We start from the raw sequence: 21,495 nt of genomic DNA, 5'->3' as shown, positions 1-21,495 counted from the left end.
ACAGGATACCGCGTTCCTGCGCAGGCAGGAACCCGGTCCCGCCGCCGGCCCAGCTTTCCCGACCTGCCGTTCAGCCGTCATCCTCCTCGGCCCGCTCCATCATCTCCATGAAGTCCCGTGCCGCATCCCGGTCCGCCGGGTCCTCGAACGCCTCGTCCAGATCGGGCGCAGCCCCCAGCAGGAACATCAGCGACCATAGGGCAAAGCGCCGCCGCTGGTCGGTCTCCAGCCCGAAATCGACGCGCATATGCTCGATCCCCGCCGCCAGCGCATCGGGCGTCAGCGCCTCCACCTCGCGCACCCCGAAATAGCGGTGCAATTGATCATCGAAATTCATGCCACCGCCTCCGGCAAGCCCCAGTCGATCGCCCCGCGTCCCTTCTCCTCCAGAAAGGCGTTGGCCTGCGAAAAATGCCTGCACCCCAGAAAGCCGTTATGCGCGGAAAGGGGGGAGGGGTGCGCCGCCTTCAGCACCAGATGCCGGCTGCGGTCGACAAACTCCGCCTTGCGCTGCGCATAGGCGCCCCACAGCAGGAACACCACCGGCTCCGCCTGCTGGTTGACCAGCCGGATGATCGCGTCGGTGAACCGTTCCCAGCCGCGCTTCTGGTGCGAGGCCGCCTTGCCCATCTCCACCGTCAGCACGCTGTTCAGCAGCAGCACGCCCTGCCGCGCCCAATGCTCCAGAAAGCCGTGGCGCGGCGGCGACAGGCCCAGGTCGCTCTGCAATTCCTTGTAGATGTTGACCAGGGAGGGCGGCGTGCGCACCCCCGGCCTCACCGAAAAGCACAGGCCATGCGCCTGCCCCTCGCCATGATAGGGGTCCTGCCCCAGCACCACGACCTTCACCTTGTCCAGCGGCGTCAGGTCCAGCGCCCGGAAATATTCGCTGCCCCTGGGAAAGACGCGCTTGCCCTGCGCCTTCTCCTCCTGAAGAAAGCGCTTCAGCTCCTGCATATAGGGGCTCGTGAATTCGTCGAGCAGCGGCGCGCGCCAGCTCTCGTCCAGCCTGATGGTGTCGTTCATGGCCCGGCGTGATGAACCGGCGGGCGAACCGCTGTCAACGCCTGGCACTTGCCCTTCTCCCGCGAATCGGGAAAAGAGGGCGCATGCCGCGCCTTCGTACCAAGCTGATCGCCTTCCTGGGGCTGTTCCTCGCCCCGCTGCCCACCGCCGACGCCTTCGGCCCCCGGCCCAATCCGGTCCAGCAGAGCGCCGAAGCCCGGCTGATGGCCGAATTCGCCCGCTTCGCGACGCTGACCGACGGCACCGTCGGCATCGCCGTGCGCGACCTCGGCACGGGCGAAACGCTCGCCTATAATGGCGATACGTTGTTCCCGATGGCCAGCACCTACAAGGTGGCGGTCGCGGCGAAGATCCTCTCGCTGCTGGACGCCGGCAGCCTCAGCCTGGAGGAACAACTGCCCCGGCTCGGCCGGCCGGTGCCGGTGCGCACCCTGCTGGAAATGAGCCTGACGCTCAGCGACAATGATGCGACCGACGCCCTGGTCGCCCGCGCCGGCGGCCCGCAGGCGGTGAACGACTGGGTCCATGCCGCGGGGATCAAGGGGCTTCGCGTCGACAGCAACACGCGTGACCTGCTCGCCCGCGCCAAGGTGCCCGGCACCGGCTTTGGTGATGAGGCCGCGATGGAATCGGGCCTTTCCTCCGCGCAGCGCGACGCGCGGGACATGCCCAATATCGGTTTTGCCGCCGATCCCCGCGACACCGCCACGCCGCGGGCGATGGACGACCTGCTGGGCGCGATCCGCCAGGGTCGGGTGCTCCAGCCGCAGACGAGCGCGCTGATGCTGTCGATCATGGAACGGTGCAAGACGGGCAAGGCGCGGCTGCGCGCCATGCTGCCGCCGGGCACGCGCATCGCGCACAAGACCGGGACGCTGAACGGCCTCGGCAACGACACGGGCATCGTGACCCTTCCGGACGGGCGCATGTTCGTCATCTCCGTCTTCGTGATGAAGGATCACAGGGGGCATGAGATGCGCGACCGCATCATGGCCGAAGCGGCGCGGGCCGCCTATGATTATTTCCTGTTTGCCCCCGATCGGCACACGGCCTGACGCATCGATCTTAACTTCCATCATTTTTCCCATTACCCTTCGGCACCGGCAGGAGGGGATGCGATGCAGGGAAAGGCGGCGGATTTCCGCGATTTTTGGCTCTATTATCTCCAGGAACATGCCCATGCGGGCACGCGGGCGATGCACTATGCCGGCACCAGCCTGACCGTGGCCCTGCTCGCCGCGCTGCCGGTTGCCGGGAAATGGTGGATGGTCGCCGCCATGCCCCTGGCGGGCTATGGCTTTGCCTGGATCGGCCACAGCCTGATCGAACATAATCGCCCGGCGACCTTCCGCTATCCGCTCTGGTCGCTGCGCGCCGACTTCACGATGTGGTTTCGTTTCCTCACCGGTCACATGGGTCGTGACCTCAGGCGTGCCGGCGTCCGCCCCGACGGCACCATCGATCCCGCCTTGCGCCGCGAACTCTGATCCCTCTGTTCAAATCCTTCCGCCCAAATCTCTCCGGCCAAATCTCTCCGGCCAGCCTCGCCGCTTGACCCCGACCGCCGCTCTGCCAAAAGGGGCCTCGCAATGGCCCTCACCGCCCAGTTCACTGGCCAATTCACCGGCCAATTCACCCGCCTCCCCGACCTGGCCAGTCTCGCGCCCCGCTGGCAGGCGCTGGAATCGCGCGCCGCCGCCAGCTTCTTCCTTGGCTGGACCTGGACCGGCGCCTGGCTGGAAAGCTATGCCGTCCGCCCCGAACTGCTCGCCGTCACCGACGGCCAGGGACAGGATATCGCGCTCGCCCTGTTCGGCCACAGCATGCAGCCCCGCCTGCTGGGCCGCAGCGCCACGCTGTCGCTCAACCAGTCCGGCGACGCCTCGGCCGACCGTCCCTTCATCGAATATAACGGCCTGCTGATCGAAGCGGGCAGGGAAGGGGAGGCGACCGAGGCCGTCCTTCGGGCGCTGCAGGGCCGCAATGACTGGCGCACCCTCCGCCTCGGCGGCATCGCCCCCGACGCGCCGCTCCTGAAAATCCCCGCCCGCCGCAGGACCCGCCTCGACCGCTCCCCGGTCTATCAGGTCGACCTGGAAGCCGTGCGCGCCGCCGATTATCTGTCGCTGCTCAGTGCCAACAGCCGCGGCCAGATCCGCCGCGCCCTCAAGGATCATGGCGGCGCGCTCCCGGCCATCGCCCGGGCCATGCCAGCCGACATCGAACCCTGGCTGGAGGAAATGCGCGCCCTCAACGCGGGCCGCCATGCCGACAATGCCTGGGACGACCCCGCCTTCCGCCGCTTCGCCGCCGCGCTCGCAACCCGAAGCGAAGCGGTCGAACTGCTCCGCTTCACCGATGGCGAAGGGGTGGTCGGCCTGCTGCTGAACTTCCTCCACGACGGTACGGCGATGAACTACCAGTCCGCCTTCGCCGCCCCGCGCAGCGGGAAGGACAAGCCCGGACTGCTCTGCCACGCCGCTGCCGTCGACCATTATGCCGCGCGCGGCCTTGCGCTTTACTCCCTGCTCGCCGGCAAGGACCGCTACAAGCAAAGCCTCGCCACCTGCGAGGAGGCGCTCGAATGGTGGCAGGTCGACCGCTTCAGCCCCCGTCTGGAGGCCGAAGCCGCACTCCGGAAAATCCTCAGACGCCCAGCTTGCGCATGATCCGATAGGCGATCCGCCGCATGCCCTGCGCCTCCGGCCGCGCCCCGATCCGCCCGACCGGCAGCCTGCGCCGCCGCAACAAGCCGTTCAGGCTGTGCAGCTCACCCTCCGCCACGCTCCGGTCCGACCGCCAGGTGACGGACAGGCTGACCGATACGGCCGGTCCGTTCTCCACGAAATGCGGCGCCTTCACCGGCACATGGATCGCGTCGCCCGGCAACAGCGTCACCGCCATGCCCCGGTCGCGAAACGCGTCCCGCCAGCCCAGATTGCGATGCCCCCCGGCATGAAAGGCCTCGCTCTGCACCGCCGGCACCAGTTCCTCGTCTCCCGCCGGGAAGACCGTCATGGTCTTCTCCCCCCGGATCTGGAGCAGGATATTATGCTCCGGGTCCATGTGGAATGGCGTCACGCTTCCCGGCGAGGACAGGAATATGAACGCCTCCCGATGCAGCATCGGCCCGGTTTCCCGCTCCACGATCGGCGCCAGCTCCGCCAGCGCCCGGTCCAGCAGCGCGCCATAATCGGCATCGCGCTCGACATTCTTCAGCACCGCCCAACTGCCGTTGGTCTCGATGGTCCGGATGGTCTCGCCCAGCGTCAGCCCGTTGGAGGGCGTATCCTCCGGCCGCACCCCCAGGGGCAGCTTGCCCAGATTATATTCCACACAGTCGGCCGGCATGCGCTCCGCCAGGCCGGCCAGCGCCTCCAGCGTCAGCAGCGCATGCCCCGCCAGCCCATGGCCCAGCTTCGTCGCCCGGTCGGGATAGGCAGCGGCAAAGGCCGTCCGCGCATCTTCCGAAAACACCGCCGCCTCGATGGCGCTCACCGCATTCATATCTGCTCCTCAATCCTGGCCCTTCAGGCGGCGCCCCAGCGCCTCGACCCCGTTCGCCAGCGCAAAGGCAATGCTCCGCCCCGGCCCACGCAGCGCGATGCGATATTGCGCGATCGTCCGCCGCTCGGCCCACAGGCTGTCGATCATCGGATGGTCCGCCGCCGCGCAGCTATCCATCCATCCCATGCCCGGATCGCCCAGCACCGCCTGCAAATTGGCGATCTCGATCAGCACGCCCGGCGAAAAGCGCCCCAGCGTCTCGTCAAAGGCGATCTTGAAGGAAAAGGCCCCCTCGCCATGCCGGAAATTGACCAGCATCGCGATCGCCCGTCCATCCAGGTCCATGCGCAGGAAATGCAGCCGCCCATTTTCGAACGCCGCCGCGCAGGCCGCGCGGAAGAAGGCCGCATCCTCGCCCCGGCAGGCCAGCGCCGATCCCTCGGCCCCCTTCCAGCCGGCAGCCTCCAGCGCCAGAAATTCCCCGCACCACGCGGCCAGCTCCGCCCCGTCGCCCAGCAACCGGCTCTCGACCCGGCCCATCTCGGCCAGCCGTTTCTGCAGGCGGCGCAATTCCTTGCGCTTCTTCGCCCGCACATGGGTTTCCCAATAGGCGTCGGCATCCAGTTCCGACCGCAGCATCGCCCGGTCATGACGATGCACCTCGCGCCGCCCGCGCCGCTGCTCCACGCACAGCGCCTCCAGCGCCGCCGCATTCGCCCCCGCCGCGTCCAGCCCGCGCAGATGCAGGAAGGCCGGCGCCCACGCCGCCCTGTCCAACTGCCCCAGCAATTCCCGCCAGGCCGCCACTTCGTCCCCCCGCCGGATCAACGGCGCGCCGAAGAAGCAGTGATCGTGCATCCAGTTGGTGACGCAGCGCAGCGGCAAGCGCCCGTGCCGCGCCGCAATCGCCACCGGCATCAGCCCGATCAGTTCGCCGTCCCGCTGCGCCTCCAGCACGCGGACGGTCGCGCCGCCCGCCAGGTGATCCAGCGCCGCGCACAGCATGTCGGGGATATAGAAGGCATTGGCCTCCGCCGCCGCGTCCGCCAGCACGGACCAGCGCGCGCGCTGGTCCAGCGTCTCGACGCGCGCATTCGCCATTGCAGGATGGGAAGCCATGTCCATGCCCTGGCCTTAGCCGCCAATGATTAGGGAATGGCTAATCCGGAAGGACGACCGCTGCATGAGGCGGATCGCGCTCAAGCGAACATTAAAAAGCTTTCACTTGAACAATCGGGCGCGCGGCATCAGTTGATCGTCAGGCGGCGTTCGCGCCGTCCGATCCGCAATCTCCTCCCTTGAGGGACCAATGCCTGACAACGACCATAGTCGAAGGACCGTCCCTCTGGGGGAGCTGGCGAACTGAACCGACTTCAGCTCACCGGCGCCGGCTCAGAGGGTACGGTCGCAAGAGGTGAGTCATGAACGCAGCAATCCGCTTCCTCGCCGCGCCGTTCCGCCGCGCGCACCATGTCCGCGACGTCAACGAGGTCTTTGACGAGCGCCTGACCTTTGGCGAGCGCCTCGCCGATCGCGTGGCTGCCGTCGGCGGCTCCTGGAGCTTCATCATCGGCTTCGGCCTGTTCCTGGTGGCGTGGGCCATATTGAACACGGTCGTCCTTGTGGGTCATGCCTTTGATCCCTTCCCCTTCATCTTCCTGAACCTGATGCTCTCGATGCTCGCCGCATTGCAGGCGCCGATCATCATGATGAGCCAGAACCGGCAGGCGGCGAAGGACCGGCTCGACGCGCGCCTGGACTATGAGACGAATATTCGCGCCGAAGCGCAGATCGCGAACCTGCACGACAAGATCGACCTGCTCCTGGGCATGGCCGGCGAACCGACCGGACATCAGGCCGGCCAGGACCGCGCTGTCTGACGTCCGCACTCCATCCGTTCCCAGCCCCGCTTCCCGGCCCGCGCCCCAGGGAGCCGCAATCCGCCCGGCATTGCAGGCCAGCAATTTTAGCCACTATCACGAACCTTATGGGGAAAGCCCTTTACATCGCTTCCCGGATTGTCTGTGAAAGACTCCGACGCCAGGCAAGGACAGGAACCCGCAACCCATGACAATCCTCGTGACCGGCGCGGCCGGATTCATCGGCATGGCCGTCGCGGACCGCCTGCTCGCACAGGGCCGGGCGGTCTTCGGTATCGACAATATGAACGACTATTATCCGGTTTCGCTCAAGCGTGACCGGATCGCCGCCCTGCAGGAGCGTCACGGCCGCCTGTTCACCTTCGCGGAACTGGACTTTGCCGACATGGACGCGCTCCAGGCAGCGCTGCACGACCATCCCGTCGATGCGATCATCCATCTGGGCGCACAGGCGGGCGTGCGCTATTCGCTGATCAACCCCCATGCCTATGTCCGCTCCAACCTGGCGGGCCATGTCAACATGCTGGAGGTGGCGCGGGAACGGCGGGTGCGGCACCTGGTCTACGCCTCCTCCTCCTCGGTCTATGGCGGCAATGACACGCTGCCCTTCCGGGTGGAGGACCGGGCCGATCATCCCGTCTCGCTCTATGCCGCGACCAAGCGGGCGGATGAATTGATGAGCGAGACCTACGCCCATCTCTTCCGCATTCCCATGACCGGCCTGCGCTTCTTCACCGTCTACGGCCCCTGGGGCCGCCCCGACATGGCGATGTGGATCTTCACCTCCAGGATCCTGTCGGGCCAGCCGATTCCCGTCTTCAACCATGGCCGGATGCAGCGCGACTTCACCTATATCGACGACATCGTCAGCGGCGTGGTCGGCTGCCTCGACCACGCGCCGGAGGATGACGGCGCGGCCAAGGCGGGGGGAAGCCGCTCGCCGCACCGGCTCTACAATATCGGCAACAACCGGCCGGAGGAACTGATGCACCTCATCTCGGTCCTGGAGGATGCCTGCGGACGAAAGGCGGAGGTTGATTTTCAGCCGATGCAGCCCGGCGATGTTCCGGCGACCTTCGCTGATATCAGCGCAATCGCGCAGGACATCGGCTTTGCGCCGACCACCGGCATCGAAGTGGGGGTTCCCCGCTTCGTCGACTGGTATCGCGCCTATCATGGCTGATCATGGCGCAATGCAGCAGGGCGCGCCATAACTGCCTGTCGATCAAAAGGTTCCTCCATCCACCGAATAATTTGGCAACTCGTCGCTTTTCCATCCATTGTGGAGTTAATGGCGCGCAAATCATCATTCGCGCTTGCGAAATCGTTTGCCAATATTAGGGGAAGGAGCCTATTCCCGCAGCCGGGTACCGGTCATTCCGGATCGGTCGGGTCGCGAATGAGGTAGGACGGGACACCTTGGGAGGGTGGATCGTCACCGCTGTCGTCAGTCGGGAAAAGCCGGCGATGATGGCGGAAAAAAGGGCTTACGCGTGTCGACAGTAACGAAGATCGTGCCATTTGGCTCAGGCGGGCGCATTGCTGAAACAGCGCGCCGTACATTATCCATCGCTGCCGAAGGGCTGAGCGCCCTGGAAAACCAGTTCGACGACCGGGAATTTTCCGCGACCTTCCTGCGAATGGTCGGCGTGATCATGAGCGTGCGCGGCCGCCTGATCGTCACGGGCATGGGAAAGAGCGGCATCGTCGCGCGCAAGATGACCGCGACGCTGACCTCCACCGGCACGCCCGCCATCTTCCTGCATCCTGCCGATGCGGGTCATGGCGACCTTGGCATGGTGACGCCGGACGATGTCGTGCTGATGCTGTCCCATTCCGGCGAGTCCAACGAACTCGGCCCGATCATCCAATATTGCAAGCGGTTCGCGATCCCGCTGCTGGGCATGACGGCGCGTCCGCACAGCACCGTTGCGGCGTCGTCGGACATCTGCATGCTGATGCCCGACGTGAAGGAGGCCTGCCCCAATTCGCTGGCGCCCACCACCTCCACCACGATCCAGATGGCGTTCGGCGACGCGCTCGCCATCGCGCTCATGGAAATGCGCGGCTTCTCGGCGGACGATTTCCATAAATTCCACCCCAATGGCCGGCTCGGCGCGCAACTTGTGAAGGTGCGCGAACTCATGGCGTCCGGGCAAAACGTGCCTCGGGTGGAGGAGGACGCCTCCCTGCTCGACGCCACCATCGAAATGACCCGCGCCCGCCTGGGCGGCACGGCGGTCGTCACCGCCCAGGGCGAACTGATCGGTGCCTTCACCGATGGCGACCTGCGCCGCACCGTCACCGGCACCCGTCACATGAATGAGCCGGTGGGCCGCTACATGACGGTTCAGCCCGTCTCGGTCGGCCCGGAAGAACTGGCTTCCGAAGCGCTCCGCCAGATGCACGACCATAATATCACGCTGCTCTTCGTCTGCGAAAAGGGCCGTCTGGTCGGCGCCCTCCACATGCACGACCTGCTCCACGCGGGCGTCGCCTGACCAGCACCGGTGCCCCGGCAACAATCGCGCGCCCGCTCAGGCAGGGGCCTGGTTTCGCCCTCAGGCTGCTGCGCCGGCTTGCTCGAAGCGCCGGGGCGACTTCCGGTCCGATCGGACCAGATCGCCGCTCCGGGTTGCTGCTTTCCCCCAACTTCTCGACCAGGGATCGGCTCGGATCCTTTGGAAACCGCTCCAGCTATTTGAACCGATGACCATTTCCACGCTTGTCGTCATTCCCGCCCGCGCCGGCTCGTCCCGCCTGCCGCGCAAGCCGCTGCGCCTCATTGCCGGCCGCACGCTGTTGCACCGGACCATCGCCATGGCCCGCGCCTCCACGGCTGGCCTTCCGGACACCCAATTGCTCGTCGCCACCGATGACCAGGAAATCGCGGCCCACGCCCGCGCCGCGGGTTGCGACGCCGTCCTGACGGACAGCGCCATCGCCACCGGCTCCGGCCGCGCCCTGGCCGCCGCCCGCCAGTGCGAAACGCCGCCCCGCTTCATCGTCAATCTTCAGGGCGACAGCCCCTTCCAGCCGGAAGGCGCGCTGCGCGCCGTCATCGCCGCGCTGGAGGCGGGGGCAGCAGTCGCCACCCCGGTCATCGCACTCGACTGGCCTGCGCTCGATGCCCTGCGCGATCACAAGACGCGCTCGCCCTTCAGCGGCACCACCTGCGCCCGCGCGCCCGACGGCCGTGCCCTCTGGTTCTCGAAAACCATCATCCCCGCCATCCGCGATGAGCATGCCCTGCGCCAAAGCCAGCCGCTTTCCCCGGTCTGGCGCCATGTCGGCCTCTATGGCTACACGCTCGACGCGCTGACCCGCTTCGAAGCCACGCCCCCCACGGCGCTCGAAAATCTCGAGGGGCTCGAACAGCTTCGCCTCCTCGAACTGGGCATCCCCGTCACGACCGTCCCGGTATCCTCGCCGCTCTTCGACAGCTCCGGCATCGACACCGAAGCCGACATCGCCCGCGTGGAGGCGCTCATCGCGACCCACGGCGATCCGGTTCCTCCCCTGGCGCCCTGATCCATGCGCCGCATCTTCATCATCCGCCACGGCAACACCTTCGAAAGCAGCGCCGATGCCCGGCGCATCGGCGCGCGCACCGACATTCCGCTGGTGGAAAGCGGCCACGCCCAGGCCGCCCGCCTCGGCGCCTGGTTCGCGGCCCAGGCTTTCCCGATCCGCCGCCTCCACAGCAGCCCGCTGCTCCGCGCCCGGCAAACCGCCGCCAGCATCGCCGCCGCCACCGGCCACGCCATGGACGGCCCGCTCCTTTGGCTCAACGAGATCGACCACGGCCCCGACGAAGGCCAGGCCGAAGCGCAGGTTCTCGCGCGACTGGGCGCCGAAGCCCTCGCTGCCTGGGACGAACAGGGCATCCCGCCCCGGGACTGGACCGTGGATGCGCCATCCCGCCTGACCGCCTGGAAACACTGGTTCGCGCAGGAAGGGGAGGGCGCCGACCTCCTCGTCACCAGCAACGGCGCCGCCCGCTTCGCGCTCCTGGCGCTGGGCCTGCCGCTCGCCAGCCTGAAGCTCCGCACCGGCGCCTTCGGAGAGCTGGCGATCGACGAAACCGGCGTCCCCCAACTCATCCAATGGGACAACCGCCCCTAGGACGGATCGACACCATGAGTGGAAACGCTCTGGTTTCCTTGTTTTCCGCGATTTCTTAACCAGCGATCGGTTCCGAATGCTTGGAAATCGCTCCAGGGAAACGTCATCCCCAGCGGAGGGCCCGCAGATCCGTCACTCTTTCCGCTGCGGCACCGTGAACGTGCCCGACACGCGCCCGCCCGACGCCCCGCCGGAAACGCCCGAGCTGCCACCACCCGCAGCCCGCCCGTCCACGGTCGATCGCCCGCTGGTCAGGTCGATCACCAGCCGCCCGCCGGTCAGCCGGTTCGTCCCCTGCGTCAGCGACACATTGCCCAGCATGGTGATCAGCTTGCTGTTGAGGTCGTAGATCGCGACATTGCCCTTCGCAGTCTGGTCCGCCTTGCGCACCACGACATTGCCGGACGCATCGATCCGGTCGATCTCCACGCCATTGGCCCCGGCCGTATTTCCCGGCTGGTTCCGGTAAGCCACCGTCATCCGCGCCGCATTCAGCGTCATGCCGGCCTGCGTCACCTCGACATTGCCGGACACCACGACGCGGTCGGCGCGGTCCTGCACCTCGATCCTGTCGGCGGTGAAGTTGACCGGCGCATTGCTGTCATGGTTCCTCAACACCTGGGCATCCGCCCCCGCATAAAGGAGGCCCGCCGCGCCCAGCGTACCCAGCGACAGCAGAAGAAGGGGCTTTCTCATCACCTTTGCCCTTTGAGACCATTTTGTTCGATACGCAAGCTCGCCCGCCCGTTCAGCGTCACCGTCCGCTGATTGAGGTCGGCCTCCAGATGGTCGCCGCTGAACGTCCCGATCGGTATCCGCCCGTCGACCCGCCCCGCGCTCTGCATCCGCCGCGTCGTGAGGTCCACGCCCACGTCCCGCGTGGTCAGCCGGTATCCGCCCTCCGACTGGAACTGCACCGGCCCGTCAATGGCGACCCGCTCGGTATCCATGTCGTACCGCCCCTTCTGCGCCCGCAGCAGCGCCTGCCCGTCGGACAGCAATATCCGCGCCGACATGTCGTTGAGGTCGACGATCGGCTCGCGCGAACTCTTCTGCACCGCCGACCCGGCCCGCAGGGAAAAGGGCTGCCCCTTGCTGTCCTCCCCGCGATAGAGCGCCTCGGTCACGCGCATCCGCTCCTTCGCCACCTCGACCTTGTTCTTGTCGAGCACGAAGCTGACCTTGTCCCCTCCGGTAAAGGGCGCCGTCGCCAGCATCGCCGCCAGCACGCCCACCGACACCGGCAACCAGTTCTTGAGCAGCCCGACCAGCCGGTCATGGCTCCCCCCCGGCCGCGCCCAGTGCCGGCGCACATTGCGTTGCTGATCGGCCTGAATCGACATGGGTTCAGCCCTCACATATGCGCGAAGATGTCGATCTCCGGCCATCCCGCCAGGTCCAGCTCGGCCCGGTGCGGCAGGAAATCGAAACAGGCCTGCGCCAGTTCCATCCGCCCCTCGCGCACCAGCCTCTTGTCCAGCTCGGCCTTCAACGCATGCAGGTACCTGACGTCCGACGCCGCATAATCCTTCTGCGCGTCGGACAGCGCGGGCGCGCCCCAGTCGCTCGACTGCTGCTGCTTGCTGATCTCCTGCCCCAGCATCTCGCGCACCAGTTCCTTCAGGCCATGCCGGTCGGTATAGGTCCGCACCAGCCGCGACGCGATCTTGGTGCAATAGACGGGCGCTGCCACCACGCCCAGATAATGGCGGATCGCCGCAATGTCGAAACGCCCGAAATGATAGAGCTTCAGCCGCGCCGGATCGGCCAGCACCGCGCGCAGGTTCGGCGCGGCATAATCGCTGCCGGGCGAAAAGCGCACCAGATGCTCGTCGCCCTTCCCGTCGCTGATCTGCACCAGGCACAGCCGGTCGCGGGGCGTGATCAGCCCCATGGTTTCGGTGTCGACGGCGATCGGGCCGGGGGCCAGGACGCCCTCGGGCAGATCCTCTTCGTGGAAATATACGGTCATGATTCTTCCTCTATGGCCAAAGCGGCCGGTTCGCAATCGCCCCTTGGCGACCGGGAACGAAAGGCGCCCATTCCCTCCCGGACCGGCGAATTTAACGCCTTTTGCCAGCCTCAAAAATCATTCGCCTGTCCCTGAAAAGTTGATATAGTGATTCCCAAACCGCGTACTGGCGGTGGATTCTGCATGTCATTCGCCCGACATGTTTGTCCGGTTTAGTCTGGGGCGAAGCGAAAGTGACCAACAGGGCATGAGTTTTGATAGAGGTCGCCGCGGCGGGCGCGGCAAGGACAAGCGCGACGGTTTCGGCGACGACAGTTTCTATGGTGGTGATCGCGGCGGTTTTGGCGGTGGTTTCGATCGTGGTGGTTTCGGTGGTGATCGTGGCGGCTTCGGCGGTGGCGACCGCTTTGGCGGCGGCGGCGGCGGCGGCGGCGGTTTCGGCGGTGATCGCGGCGGCTTCGGCGGCGGCGGTGGTGGTCGCGGCGGCTTCGGCGGCGGCGGTGGTGGTGGTTTCGGCGGCGGTGGCCGCGGCATGCCCGCCCAGGTCGTCGGCGAAGGCACCGGCGTCGTAAAATTCTTCAACGGTCAGAAGGGCTTTGGCTTCATCGTCCGTGACGATGGCGGCGAAGACGTGTTCGTCCACATCAGCGCCGTTGAGCAGGCGGGCCTGACCGGCCTCGCCGAAGGCCAGCCGCTCGGCTTCACCCTGGTGGATCGCGGCGGCAAGGTGTCGGCCACCGATCTCAAGATCGAGGGCGAACCGCTCCCCGTCACTGATCGTCCCCGCGAACCGCGCGAACCCCGCGCCGGTGGCTTCGGCGATCGTCCGGGCGGCGGCGACCGCGGCCCGCAGCGCCAGCTTACCGGCGAACGCGCCAGCGGCACGGTCAAGTTCTTCAACGCCATGAAGGGCTTCGGCTTCATCCAGCGCGACGACGGCCAGCCCGACGCGTTCGTTCATATCAGCGCAGTGGAACGCGCCGGCATGAGCGCCCTGAATGAAGGCGATCGCCTCGACTTCGAACTGGAAGTCGACCGCCGCGGCAAATATGCGGCCGTCAACCTTCAGACGAAGGCCGACTAAAAACAGCCCGCCCGCTTTCGCGGAGAGGATAAAAGGGGTCGCCTGCCCGGCGGCCCCTTTTTGTTGGATGGTTCGATGGTCCGCAAACAGTGAGTGCGGCTTTGGTGAACTATCTAGTTGGCATTGCCAGTGAAAATCGAGTTTCCACCGCTTGCATTACCCATCATTAGTTATATGGGCGTAATACTACGAAATTTTTCTTGGATTTAAATGATTTAGCGGGGGGTTGATGAGTAAGGATGCGGAAGGGCGAAGCGCGATGCGTTTCGCTCGAGGGTTGCTAGTCGCTACTATAATGAGTTTGACGGCTTGCGGAGGCGGTGGGCAGGAAGCGTCCGCACCCGCTTCACCCGTTACTCCTACGCCACCCAGTACCGGGTCAAACCCTCCCGCTGAACCGGCTACCCTATTTAGCGGCGCCCTGATGGGGTCTTTTACCGGGCGGGTCGTATTTGACACGTCTGGCGATGGCGTTGTGGGCAACTTGGGCGACGTGACCGTTGCTACTAATCGTGCCGGTCAGTTTGGTCGTGATGTAGCTGACGCACCATCATTGGATTCGTCCTCAACGGCCCCGATCAAGGCGACCTATCGCATGTCAGCGTCGGGTTTCGATAATATTACGGGACATTTTTATAGCGGCTTGAGTGCGCCCGCAGGTGCGACCGTCATCTCGCCGCTCACTTCGCTCATTGATGTAGTAGGAAGTCAGGACACGGTTAGGCAAGCATTGGGATTGAATAATGGTCCTTATGCAATTGATCCAAATGTTAATTTGTTAACTTTTGATGCTTCAAAAGAGCTAAAAAATGCAGCATCTTCGATTTCTCACGATGCGCATATTGTGTCCGCTGTTAACATGATGATCCTTAATCTCGGTATAATCGCGACCTATCCTGCGACATCTATCGATAATCGTGTGGAAGTGGACGACGTCGTTGGCGTGATTGCTTCTATGATTAAGGATGGAAAAACGGTCCGCTTTGACGAGAGTAAAACATTCTCGTCGTTCCTGCAAAAAATCGAACGATTTTCTATCATTGAGGATCGTTCATTTGATGGTGCTTCCAACATCCTCTTGAAATATTGGAATTTTATTCAACCATATACAAACGATGAAGACAGTATATATCGCTCCGCATCGCTATTTAGATATTATATAGCTTCCTTGGCGTTGCATGCTGCAGACAGATTTTATTATCCGGTAAAGGAAGATGTGGCGCTCGCAGAGTTGAAAACAATGATGGAATATGTATCCGAAGTACCAAGGCCGGATGTCATATCCAATTTCTATGCATTGCCTGATTATATGGATACTTCATTCAATTCCATTCTGCTTACGCAGTGTGATTTTCGGCCAGCCCATCCAGGCTGCAACGATTATAATCAACTGAACGGGTTGCAGGGGGCTGGTGCGGAAACTCTAACCATCGTCAGTGTCTCGGTCACGAAGAGTTCGGGACTAATATCTGCCCAGCTTAATCCGGATGGTAGCATCCTGATTGAGCGCAAGCCGTTGGCGCGAGGGCTGGCCTATTTCGATTATGTAATCAAGAACGCTGAAGGTAAGATGAGCACAAGTCGGTACTACATCACTCTCTATCCCAGCGGATAAATGCGTGATAGCGGCGGCTTCGGTGGTCGCCGCCCCCCTCAAACCCGCCGAAACGGAAACGGCGCCACCGTCCGCTCATAGCCATGCAGGTCCAGCGCCCGCGTCACCGGGGGCAGGGCGCGATCCGGACACCCCCGCCGCTCGCACAAATGGCAGGTCGGCCCCACCTGCGTCGCTGCGCCCTTCTCCAGGTCGATCCCGTCGGCATGCACGATCCGCGCCCCATGCTTCGCCTCGCAGCCAAGCGCGATCACGGACCGCCCCCGCGCACCGCCCTCCCTGGGCAGCCCCACGGTCAGGCTGATGAAGCGCCGCCCGTCCATCGTCTCGATCAGTTGGGGGAGCACCGCATCCGGCGCCTGCGCCTCATGCGCATCCCAGCGCGGGCAGCTGCCCCCCAGCCGCGCAAAGGGCCATGCCTCCCCGTCGAAGCGCTTGGACATGATGCCCGCCCGGTCCACCTTCGCCATGAAGAAGGGCACGCCCCGCGCCCCCGTCCGCCCCAGGCTGGTCAGCCGATGGGCAAGCTGCTCCATCGACACGCCAAAGCGCGCCCGCAGCAGCGGCAGGTCGTGCCGGCTCTGCTCCGCCGCCTTGGCGAAACGGTCATAGGGCATGATCAGCGCCGCTGCCGCATAGTTGGTGAGCGCGATCCCCGCGAGCCGGCGGCTGTCCTCGTCCGGCGGCCCCGCCCGCGCCACCTGCGCGGCGATCCCGTCCGCCAGTTCCTGCGCGCAAAGCTGGTAGGCGACCGCGAACAGCCGCCCCGAAGAGGCCAGCCGCTCGCTCAGCAACAGCCGCCGCCGGTGCATGTCATAATGGCGCAGCGTCCCCGCCAGCACATCCTCCCGCACGATCTGCACGGCCATGCCATGCCGCTCCTTCAGCCGCGCCCGGATCCCCGCCTGCACGGCAGAGGGATCGTCGCCCAGCTCCCCCGCCAGCGACTCCGCCGCTGCGTCCAGTTCCGCGAAATGATTGCCCGCCCGCGCTATCGTCTCGCGCAGCCAGTCGATCGGCGCATGCAGCGGCGCCACGCTCCCCGGCGCCCCGGCCGATCCCGCCGCCACCTGCTCCGGCAACCGCCGCAAATCGCTGAGCGCCCGGTAAAAGCGCCCGATCGCCTCGCTCACCCCCGGATAATTCTCCGCGACCTCCAGCACTTCGTCCTTGGCGACGCCGATGTCGCGCACCAGCGCATCGGACAAAATCTCCCCCAGCGCGCTCGCGGCCCCTTCCTGCGTGCTGGCGACGAAATCGCGAATGTCGATGTCATAGACATTGGCCAGCCGCAGCAGCATCTGCGCCGTCAACGGCCGCTGGTTGCGCTCCAGATGGTTCAGGTAACTGGGCGATACCCCCAGCTCCTCCGCCATCCGCGTCTGGTTGAGCCCCAATTCCCGCCGCAAAACCCGCAGCTTCGGCCCCAGATAGAGTTTCCGATCATCCGCCATACTGTCACTATGTCAAAAAATGACAATATGAACAAGTCACCGCATGACACCGCCTCACTAATCGCCCTTCATTGACCGACAGGTTCATGGTTTGATGCGTCATCCCAACGGAAAGGAAGCCCCATGGAAACGACCCAAGCACCCCAGCCCGCCCGCTCCCGCGCGGTTTTCTCGCCGGAGGATTTCGGCCTGATCCGCACCGCCATCGCCCATTATCTGCGCGAGGTTCAGGACCAGCCGGAATCGGTCAAATACGCCAATCTCTACCACCGCCTCGGCCGGGTGGGCTGATCATTTCAAGGTTCAGGAGAGGGAAGGGCGCGGCGGAAAAACCGACCGCACCCTTTTCCCGTCAGAAAAGCCGCGTCAGCCCGTAAAAGGCCGCGCCGATCGCCGCCGCCGCAGGCAGCGTCACTACCCAGGCGACGATGATGCTCGACGCCACGTTCCACCGGACCGCCGACAACCGCCGCGAAGCCCCCACGCCCACGATCGCGCCGGTGATGGTATGGGTCGTCGATACCGGCACGCCCAGATGCGTCGCCAGGAACAGCGTCAGCGCCCCGCCCGTCTCCGCGCAAAACCCCTGCCCCGGCGTCAATCGCGTGATCTTCGATCCCATGGTGTGGACGATCTTCCACCCGCCCAGCAACGTCCCCATGCCCATCGCCGCCTGACAGCTCAACACCACCCAGAAGGGCACATGGAATCCGCCCGTCAGCATCCCCTGCGAATAGAGCAGCACCGCGATGATCCCCATCGTCTTCTGCGCGTCATTGCCGCCATGCCCCAGCGAATAGAGCGACGCCGACACAAGCTGCATCTTGCGGAACACGCGGTCCGCCCCCTGCGGCGTGAAGCGCCGGAAGATCCAGCTCACGATCAGCACCAGCAGCAATGCCAGGACCAGCCCGATCGCAGGCGACAGCACGATGGCGGCGCTGGTCTTGAACACCCCGCTCCATACCACTGCCGAAGCCCCGGCCTTGGCGGTCCCCGCGCCCAGCAATCCGCCGATCAGCGCATGACTGCTGGAGGAGGGGATGCCCAACCCCCAGGTGATGAGGTTCCAGGCGATCGCCCCCATCAGCGCGCCGAAAATCACGGCCGGATCGATGATGCTTGCATCGACAATGCCCTTGCCCACCGTCTCCGCCACATGCAGCCCGAAGAAGAGGAAGGCGATGAAATTGAAGAACGCCGCCCACGCGACCGCATATTGCGGTTTCAAGACCCGCGTCGATACGATGGTCGCGATCGAGTTGGCGGCGTCGTGCAGCCCGTTCAGGAAATCGAACAGCAGCGCGATGCCGATCAGCGCGACCAGCAGCGGAAAGGCGAGTTGGGCTTCCATATGTCTGCGGCTCTTGTCTTCTCTGGCCGGATCAGGCGTGGTCGATGACCAGGCCGGAAATCTCGTTGGCGACGTCCTCGAACCGATCCGTCACCTTCTCCAGATGGCTGTAGATTTCGTTTCCGACGACGAAATCCATCGGATTGCCCTGCCGCGCCTGATTATAGAGCGCTTTCAGTCCCGCCTCATGCAGGATGTCGGCATGCCCCTCCAGCTTCACCAGCCGTTCGGTCAGGTCATGCAGCCGTGCCGAATTGAGGTTCAGCGAACGCAGCAGCGGCATCGTCTCCGCCGTGATCCGCGCGCATTCGACGATCAGCGCGCTCATGTCCTGCATCTGGGACGGAAATTCCTTCACCTCGAACAGCGCGATAGCCTTGGCCGTCTGGTTCATCTGGTCGATGGCGTCGTCCATCACCCCGATCAGTCCGGTGATGGCGCTGCGATCGAACGGCGTCACGAAGATGCGGCGCACATCCTGCAGCACTTCGCGGATGATGTCGTCCGCCTCATGCTCCCGGTCCGAAATCTCCTTGATATGGGCATCGATGTCCGGCCCGCCCTTCAGCAGCTTGGCGAGCGCATCAGCACCGGCGACCAGGGTCGCAGCATGATCCTCGAACTGCTCGAAAAAGCGCCCTTGCTTGGGCATCAGCGCGTGAAACCAGCGCAGCATTCCAGTCCTTTCGCTTTGCCATTCCTTGACCCGCAGCAACGTCCGCACGAACAGGCCCGGATCACGGGGTGGTTCGCGGAAAGCGGCGATGATGGATTGCAGATCGGGTTCGTCGACAGCCTTTGCAGCTTCGGCAACCGGGAACCATCGCAGTTCCCGCTGCCCTTGTTCGGGCCATTGCGACAACTGGCCCGTCACCGCAAGCGGGAAAACCTCGACAGTCGCCTCTTTCGTGTCGCCCCGCCGCCGCTTCTTGTCATAGCGATAGCGGCCGAGCGGCGCAGGGCAGGCAATGCCGTGAATGCCCGCCTCTTCATAGGCCTCCAGCTCGGCAGCGCGATGGCCGGCCATGCCCTTGATGCGATTGCCCTTGGGGATCACCCAGCGGCGGGTATCGCGCGAGGTGATCAACAGGATCCGCATCGACCCGTCAGGGCCGGTCGAATAGGGAAGGGCGGCGATCTGACGCATTCAGCCGCCCTTATACGCCCGCTGGCGCATCCGATCGAGTTTTGCCCACCCCTGGTCCATCCGCGCCTTGTAACGAAATCGTCACATTGCGCAATCAAGCAGGTTATCAGATCGAAAGCCGCGCCGTCAGCCGGATATCCCGTCCCGCCAGGGGGGCGTAGTCCTTCAGGAAACTGGCCGCCCGCCGCGCCTCCACATCGAAGATATTGTTGGCGGAAAGGGTGATGGTCGTCCGGCCATTGCCCTTTATCGGCTTGAAGGACAGCGATGCGTTGACCAGTGTGAAGCCGTCGGTCGGCGTTTCGGTGTCGGTGATGCGGTTCTGGGCGAAGCTGCGTTCGACTTCGCCGCGAACGCTCAGCCGATCGCCCTGCAGTTCCAGGCCGCCCAGCAGACGCAGCGGAGGTATGCGCGGCACCGGGCCGGATCCGACGATGGTGGCGCGCACATAATCTGCCACGCCGTCCAGGTTGAGGGCATAGCTGCCGATCTGCCCCAACTTCACCGTGCCTTCCGCTTCAAAGCCGAGATAGCGGGCATTCGCCTGCAGATTCTGGTAGCAGGGGAAGGATAGCGGTTCGCCCCCATTGGCGGCCATGCAGACGCCGTCATCGACCCGCACATCGTAGATATAGCCGTCGAACCAGTTATGATAGGCCGAGAGCGAGAGCGTGTAGCCATCGCCCTGGCCGCGCAGCGTGCCTTCGATGCCCCAACTCTTTTCCAGTCCGAAATCAGGATTGCCGAGTTCAAAGGCTTGCGTTCCGGCGTGATTGCCGCGGGCAAACAGCTCTTCGGCCGAAGGAGCCCGCTCCGTACGGGACAGGTTCAGTCCGACGCGCCAGCCGGGCACGAGTTCCTGACTGACACCCAGTGAGCCGGACAGCGCATTGAAGCTGCGATGATAGGCGGGGTTGAACAAGGTCTCGTCCGCATCCGCTGCGACGCGCGTATGTTCATAACGGCCGCCCAGTTCGATCCGCGTGGTGCCCAGGTCGAAGGACTGCAGCGTGAAGAAGCCCAGTTGCTCCGTTTCGTTGCGCGGCAGGAACTTTTCCTCCCCCTCGACATGGAAGTTGCGCGCGAAGAACTGCGCGCCGATCGCGCCGTCCCATCCGCCGCGCTTCGCCTGCACTAGTTCGAGCCGCGATTCGATCGACTGGTTGTAGAATGTCGTGCCGACCTCGCCCGTCTCCTCGATCTCCTGATGCTGATAGTCGGCGAAGCCGGCGCGGAGGCGGATGGATTCCAGGAAGCCGCCATTGACCGGCAATTCGGCGCGCAGATCGGCACGATCCTGCTTCATGTGCAACCGCACCTTTTCCGCTTCGCCATCGGCATCGAGCGAATAGCGGACCGGCACGCCGTAGAAATTGTCGGTATGCGCGACCGAAAGGCCCAGATTGCCGCCATCGGTGATGAGCGCCGCGCCGCCCGCCACTTCCCAGGTTCGCGCTCCGCTGTTGGGCAGCTTGCCTCTCAGGCTGGCGAGGTCGCGGATTGCCGGATCGCCGCTGGCAGCCGCCTGTGCCCGCAGAGCGGGGGTCAGGATGTAGTTGCCGGTGTCCAGGTCGCCGCTTCTGGAATAGCTGCCATCGAAATGGACAACGAACTTGTCGCCAATGGGCGCTTCGATCTCGCCCGATCCGGTGCGTTCATGGGCGGCGCTGCCATAGGTGGCGATGCCGTCGATGTGGATCGGTTCGTCCGGCACGCGGCGGGGAATGCGGCTGTCGATCACATTGACTACGCCGCCAATGGCCGAGGAGCCGTAGGGCAGGGCGGCGGGTCCGCGCAGCACCTCTATGCGATCGGCGGTGAGGGGGTTGATCGCCACGGCGTGATCGACAGAGGTGTTCGAGACGTCGAAGCTGCCTATGCCGTCGGTGAGGATGCGCACGCGTTCGCCCTGGAAGCCGCGCAGCACGGGGCGCGATGCATTGGGGCCGAAGGAGGTCGCGGATACGCCAGGCTGGCGGGCGAGCGTGTCGCCGATCGTCGGACGCAGCGACCTGGTCAGCTCTTCGCCGGACACGACCGACGTACCTGAAAGAATATCGCCTTGCCGGCGGGGAATGATGGCGGTGACGACGATGTCGGCCCGCTGATCATGATAACCCTGGGGAGAGGAGTCCGATGCCGGAGCCTGGGCCATGGCGGGCAAACTGGCAGACAATGCGGAGAGGGCGCAACCGGCACGCAACAGTGCGGAACGATACATTCGGTTCGTCATCCTTCATGATTGGGAAGAAGATGGTGCCCTCCTATCTGAAATGATATAGCATATCAACATCGCACGAGCCGGATTTGATCCATCGCGCCCGAAACGGT

At 64.8% G+C, this 21,495-nt stretch carries 22 protein-coding genes; 11 read left to right on the top strand and 11 right to left on the bottom strand.

The annotated features are described in order from the left end of the window. Positions 1–70 precede the first annotated feature (70 nt). Both ACN9MX_RS08640 and ung read right to left on the bottom strand, forming a co-directional pair. Positions 71–337 carry a hypothetical protein gene (locus ACN9MX_RS08640; RefSeq protein WP_363752931.1) on the bottom strand — a complete coding sequence of 89 codons (267 nt, stop codon included), beginning with the start codon at positions 335–337 and terminating at the stop codon, positions 71–73. Further along, positions 334–1,026 (bottom strand): uracil-DNA glycosylase, encoded by a 693-nt coding sequence (gene ung / locus ACN9MX_RS08635; RefSeq protein ID WP_363831487.1) that lies wholly within the window; start codon positions 1,024–1,026, stop codon positions 334–336. The genes ACN9MX_RS08640 and ung overlap by 4 nt, the downstream gene beginning before the upstream one ends. Positions 1,027–1,109: 83 nt before the next feature. Between ung and ACN9MX_RS08630 the strand changes: the two genes are divergently transcribed. The 3 genes from ACN9MX_RS08630 to ACN9MX_RS08620 all read left to right on the top strand — a co-directional run bounded on the left by ACN9MX_RS08630 (position 1,110) and on the right by ACN9MX_RS08620 (position 3,695). Continuing rightward, a complete protein-coding gene (locus ACN9MX_RS08630; protein ID WP_426386683.1) occupies positions 1,110–2,081 on the top strand; it encodes a serine hydrolase in 972 nt (323 codons plus the stop codon). Positions 2,082–2,144: 63 nt separating this feature from the next. After that, a complete protein-coding gene (locus ACN9MX_RS08625) occupies positions 2,145–2,513 on the top strand; it encodes a DUF962 domain-containing protein (protein WP_363740011.1) in 369 nt (122 codons plus the stop codon). 102 nt (positions 2,514–2,615) lie between these two features. Next, positions 2,616–3,695, top strand: a complete 1,080-nt coding sequence (locus ACN9MX_RS08620) for a GNAT family N-acetyltransferase (RefSeq protein WP_426386682.1) — start codon at positions 2,616–2,618, stop codon at positions 3,693–3,695. On the opposite strand, the gene ACN9MX_RS08615 is transcribed toward ACN9MX_RS08620, so the two are convergent. Further along, entirely contained in the window at positions 3,673–4,533 is an 861-nt protein-coding gene (locus ACN9MX_RS08615) for a cupin-like domain-containing protein (protein WP_426386681.1), read from the bottom strand. The genes ACN9MX_RS08620 and ACN9MX_RS08615 overlap by 23 nt on opposite strands. Before the next feature lie 9 nt (positions 4,534–4,542). After that, on the bottom strand, positions 4,543–5,658 hold the full coding sequence (locus ACN9MX_RS08610; RefSeq protein ID WP_426386680.1) for a GNAT family N-acetyltransferase: 1,116 nt from the start codon (positions 5,656–5,658) through the stop codon (positions 4,543–4,545). A gap of 296 nt (positions 5,659–5,954) precedes the next feature. Here ACN9MX_RS08610 and ACN9MX_RS08605 point away from each other — a divergent pair, with 296 nt between their 5' ends. The 5 genes from ACN9MX_RS08605 to ACN9MX_RS08585 all read left to right on the top strand — a co-directional run bounded on the left by ACN9MX_RS08605 (position 5,955) and on the right by ACN9MX_RS08585 (position 10,538). After that, positions 5,955–6,413 (top strand): DUF1003 domain-containing protein, encoded by a 459-nt coding sequence (locus tag ACN9MX_RS08605; protein WP_426386678.1) that lies wholly within the window; start codon positions 5,955–5,957, stop codon positions 6,411–6,413. Positions 6,414–6,600: 187 nt separating this feature from the next. Further along, entirely contained in the window at positions 6,601–7,596 is a 996-nt protein-coding gene (locus ACN9MX_RS08600) for an NAD-dependent epimerase/dehydratase family protein (protein WP_363831495.1), read from the top strand. Positions 7,597–7,906: 310 nt separating this feature from the next. Further along, positions 7,907–8,914, top strand: coding sequence for a KpsF/GutQ family sugar-phosphate isomerase (locus ACN9MX_RS08595; RefSeq protein WP_363740005.1), 1,008 nt, complete (start codon positions 7,907–7,909; stop codon positions 8,912–8,914). 208 nt (positions 8,915–9,122) lie between these two features. Beyond that, on the top strand, positions 9,123–9,944 hold the full coding sequence (kdsB, locus tag ACN9MX_RS08590) for a 3-deoxy-manno-octulosonate cytidylyltransferase (protein WP_426386677.1): 822 nt from the start codon (positions 9,123–9,125) through the stop codon (positions 9,942–9,944). 3 nt (positions 9,945–9,947) lie between these two features. Next, positions 9,948–10,538, top strand: coding sequence for a histidine phosphatase family protein (locus ACN9MX_RS08585; RefSeq protein WP_363831499.1), 591 nt, complete (start codon positions 9,948–9,950; stop codon positions 10,536–10,538). Between the two features lie 132 nt (positions 10,539–10,670). On the opposite strand, the gene ACN9MX_RS08580 is transcribed toward ACN9MX_RS08585, so the two are convergent. The 3 genes from ACN9MX_RS08580 to ACN9MX_RS08570 are packed head-to-tail and all read right to left on the bottom strand — an operon-like array spanning position 10,671 to position 12,510. Further along, positions 10,671–11,234 carry an LptA/OstA family protein gene (locus tag ACN9MX_RS08580; protein WP_426386676.1) on the bottom strand — a complete coding sequence of 188 codons (564 nt, stop codon included), beginning with the start codon at positions 11,232–11,234 and terminating at the stop codon, positions 10,671–10,673. Then, complete coding sequence (gene lptC / locus ACN9MX_RS08575; RefSeq protein ID WP_363740000.1) at positions 11,234–11,881, bottom strand: LPS export ABC transporter periplasmic protein LptC; 648 nt, start codon at positions 11,879–11,881, stop codon at positions 11,234–11,236. The genes ACN9MX_RS08580 and lptC overlap by 1 nt, the downstream gene beginning before the upstream one ends. Positions 11,882–11,892: 11 nt before the next feature. Then, on the bottom strand, positions 11,893–12,510 hold the full coding sequence (locus ACN9MX_RS08570; RefSeq protein WP_133653861.1) for a ribonuclease D: 618 nt from the start codon (positions 12,508–12,510) through the stop codon (positions 11,893–11,895). A gap of 247 nt (positions 12,511–12,757) precedes the next feature. Here ACN9MX_RS08570 and ACN9MX_RS08565 point away from each other — a divergent pair, with 247 nt between their 5' ends. Together ACN9MX_RS08565 and ACN9MX_RS08560 are read left to right on the top strand one after the other, a co-directional pair. After that, the gene (locus ACN9MX_RS08565; protein WP_426386675.1) at positions 12,758–13,594 is read left to right on the top strand and encodes a cold-shock protein; all 837 of its coding nucleotides are present in this window, start codon (positions 12,758–12,760) and stop codon (positions 13,592–13,594) included. A gap of 229 nt (positions 13,595–13,823) precedes the next feature. Next, the gene (locus ACN9MX_RS08560) at positions 13,824–15,209 is read left to right on the top strand and encodes a hypothetical protein (RefSeq protein ID WP_363831507.1); all 1,386 of its coding nucleotides are present in this window, start codon (positions 13,824–13,826) and stop codon (positions 15,207–15,209) included. 38 nt (positions 15,210–15,247) lie between these two features. Here the strand turns inward: ACN9MX_RS08560 and ACN9MX_RS08555 are convergent, their stop codons facing one another. Then, positions 15,248–16,663, bottom strand: a complete 1,416-nt coding sequence (locus ACN9MX_RS08555; RefSeq protein WP_426386674.1) for a helix-turn-helix domain-containing protein — start codon at positions 16,661–16,663, stop codon at positions 15,248–15,250. 123 nt (positions 16,664–16,786) lie between these two features. Between ACN9MX_RS08555 and ACN9MX_RS08550 the strand changes: the two genes are divergently transcribed. Then, positions 16,787–16,954 (top strand): hypothetical protein, encoded by a 168-nt coding sequence (locus ACN9MX_RS08550; RefSeq protein WP_166666390.1) that lies wholly within the window; start codon positions 16,787–16,789, stop codon positions 16,952–16,954. Positions 16,955–17,015: 61 nt separating this feature from the next. Here the strand turns inward: ACN9MX_RS08550 and ACN9MX_RS08545 are convergent, their stop codons facing one another. From ACN9MX_RS08545 to ACN9MX_RS08535, 3 genes are all read right to left on the bottom strand, one after another. Beyond that, the gene (locus ACN9MX_RS08545; protein WP_363739988.1) at positions 17,016–18,017 is read right to left on the bottom strand and encodes an inorganic phosphate transporter; all 1,002 of its coding nucleotides are present in this window, start codon (positions 18,015–18,017) and stop codon (positions 17,016–17,018) included. Between the two features lie 31 nt (positions 18,018–18,048). After that, positions 18,049–19,164, bottom strand: coding sequence for a DUF47 family protein (locus tag ACN9MX_RS08540; RefSeq protein WP_133653856.1), 1,116 nt, complete (start codon positions 19,162–19,164; stop codon positions 18,049–18,051). Positions 19,165–19,270: 106 nt separating this feature from the next. Continuing rightward, positions 19,271–21,385 carry a TonB-dependent receptor domain-containing protein gene (locus tag ACN9MX_RS08535; RefSeq protein WP_426386673.1) on the bottom strand — a complete coding sequence of 705 codons (2,115 nt, stop codon included), beginning with the start codon at positions 21,383–21,385 and terminating at the stop codon, positions 19,271–19,273. Positions 21,386–21,495 lie beyond the last annotated feature (110 nt).

Source organism: Sphingobium sp. R-21, assembly GCF_049913335.1.
GTDB lineage: Bacteria > Pseudomonadota > Alphaproteobacteria > Sphingomonadales > Sphingomonadaceae > Sphingobium.
This window is presented reverse-complemented; position numbering and strand designations above follow the sequence as displayed.

What these genes read in the sequence shown, in the direction of transcription:
- ACN9MX_RS08640 (WP_363752931.1), bottom strand. Translation starts at nt 337, where the DNA reads ATGAATTTCGATGATCAATTGCACCGCTATTTCGGGGTGCGCGAGGTG.
- ung (WP_363831487.1), bottom strand. Translation starts at nt 1,026, where the DNA reads ATGAACGACACCATCAGGCTGGACGAGAGCTGGCGCGCGCCGCTGCTC.
- ACN9MX_RS08630 (WP_426386683.1), top strand. Translation starts at nt 1,110, where the DNA reads ATGCCGCGCCTTCGTACCAAGCTGATCGCCTTCCTGGGGCTGTTCCTC.
- ACN9MX_RS08625 (WP_363740011.1), top strand. Translation starts at nt 2,145, where the DNA reads ATGCAGGGAAAGGCGGCGGATTTCCGCGATTTTTGGCTCTATTATCTC.
- ACN9MX_RS08620 (WP_426386682.1), top strand. Translation starts at nt 2,616, where the DNA reads ATGGCCCTCACCGCCCAGTTCACTGGCCAATTCACCGGCCAATTCACC.
- ACN9MX_RS08615 (WP_426386681.1), bottom strand. Translation starts at nt 4,533, where the DNA reads ATGAATGCGGTGAGCGCCATCGAGGCGGCGGTGTTTTCGGAAGATGCG.
- ACN9MX_RS08610 (WP_426386680.1), bottom strand. Translation starts at nt 5,658, where the DNA reads ATGGACATGGCTTCCCATCCTGCAATGGCGAATGCGCGCGTCGAGACG.
- ACN9MX_RS08605 (WP_426386678.1), top strand. Translation starts at nt 5,955, where the DNA reads ATGAACGCAGCAATCCGCTTCCTCGCCGCGCCGTTCCGCCGCGCGCAC.
- ACN9MX_RS08600 (WP_363831495.1), top strand. Translation starts at nt 6,601, where the DNA reads ATGACAATCCTCGTGACCGGCGCGGCCGGATTCATCGGCATGGCCGTC.
- kdsB (WP_426386677.1), top strand. Translation starts at nt 9,123, where the DNA reads ATGACCATTTCCACGCTTGTCGTCATTCCCGCCCGCGCCGGCTCGTCC.
- ACN9MX_RS08585 (WP_363831499.1), top strand. Translation starts at nt 9,948, where the DNA reads ATGCGCCGCATCTTCATCATCCGCCACGGCAACACCTTCGAAAGCAGC.
- ACN9MX_RS08580 (WP_426386676.1), bottom strand. Translation starts at nt 11,234, where the DNA reads ATGAGAAAGCCCCTTCTTCTGCTGTCGCTGGGTACGCTGGGCGCGGCG.
- lptC (WP_363740000.1), bottom strand. Translation starts at nt 11,881, where the DNA reads ATGTCGATTCAGGCCGATCAGCAACGCAATGTGCGCCGGCACTGGGCG.
- ACN9MX_RS08570 (WP_133653861.1), bottom strand. Translation starts at nt 12,510, where the DNA reads ATGACCGTATATTTCCACGAAGAGGATCTGCCCGAGGGCGTCCTGGCC.
- ACN9MX_RS08565 (WP_426386675.1), top strand. Translation starts at nt 12,758, where the DNA reads ATGAGTTTTGATAGAGGTCGCCGCGGCGGGCGCGGCAAGGACAAGCGC.
- ACN9MX_RS08560 (WP_363831507.1), top strand. Translation starts at nt 13,824, where the DNA reads ATGAGTAAGGATGCGGAAGGGCGAAGCGCGATGCGTTTCGCTCGAGGG.
- ACN9MX_RS08555 (WP_426386674.1), bottom strand. Translation starts at nt 16,663, where the DNA reads ATGGCGGATGATCGGAAACTCTATCTGGGGCCGAAGCTGCGGGTTTTG.
- ACN9MX_RS08550 (WP_166666390.1), top strand. Translation starts at nt 16,787, where the DNA reads ATGGAAACGACCCAAGCACCCCAGCCCGCCCGCTCCCGCGCGGTTTTC.
- ACN9MX_RS08545 (WP_363739988.1), bottom strand. Translation starts at nt 18,017, where the DNA reads ATGGAAGCCCAACTCGCCTTTCCGCTGCTGGTCGCGCTGATCGGCATC.
- ACN9MX_RS08540 (WP_133653856.1), bottom strand. Translation starts at nt 19,164, where the DNA reads ATGCGTCAGATCGCCGCCCTTCCCTATTCGACCGGCCCTGACGGGTCG.
- ACN9MX_RS08535 (WP_426386673.1), bottom strand. Translation starts at nt 21,385, where the DNA reads ATGTATCGTTCCGCACTGTTGCGTGCCGGTTGCGCCCTCTCCGCATTG.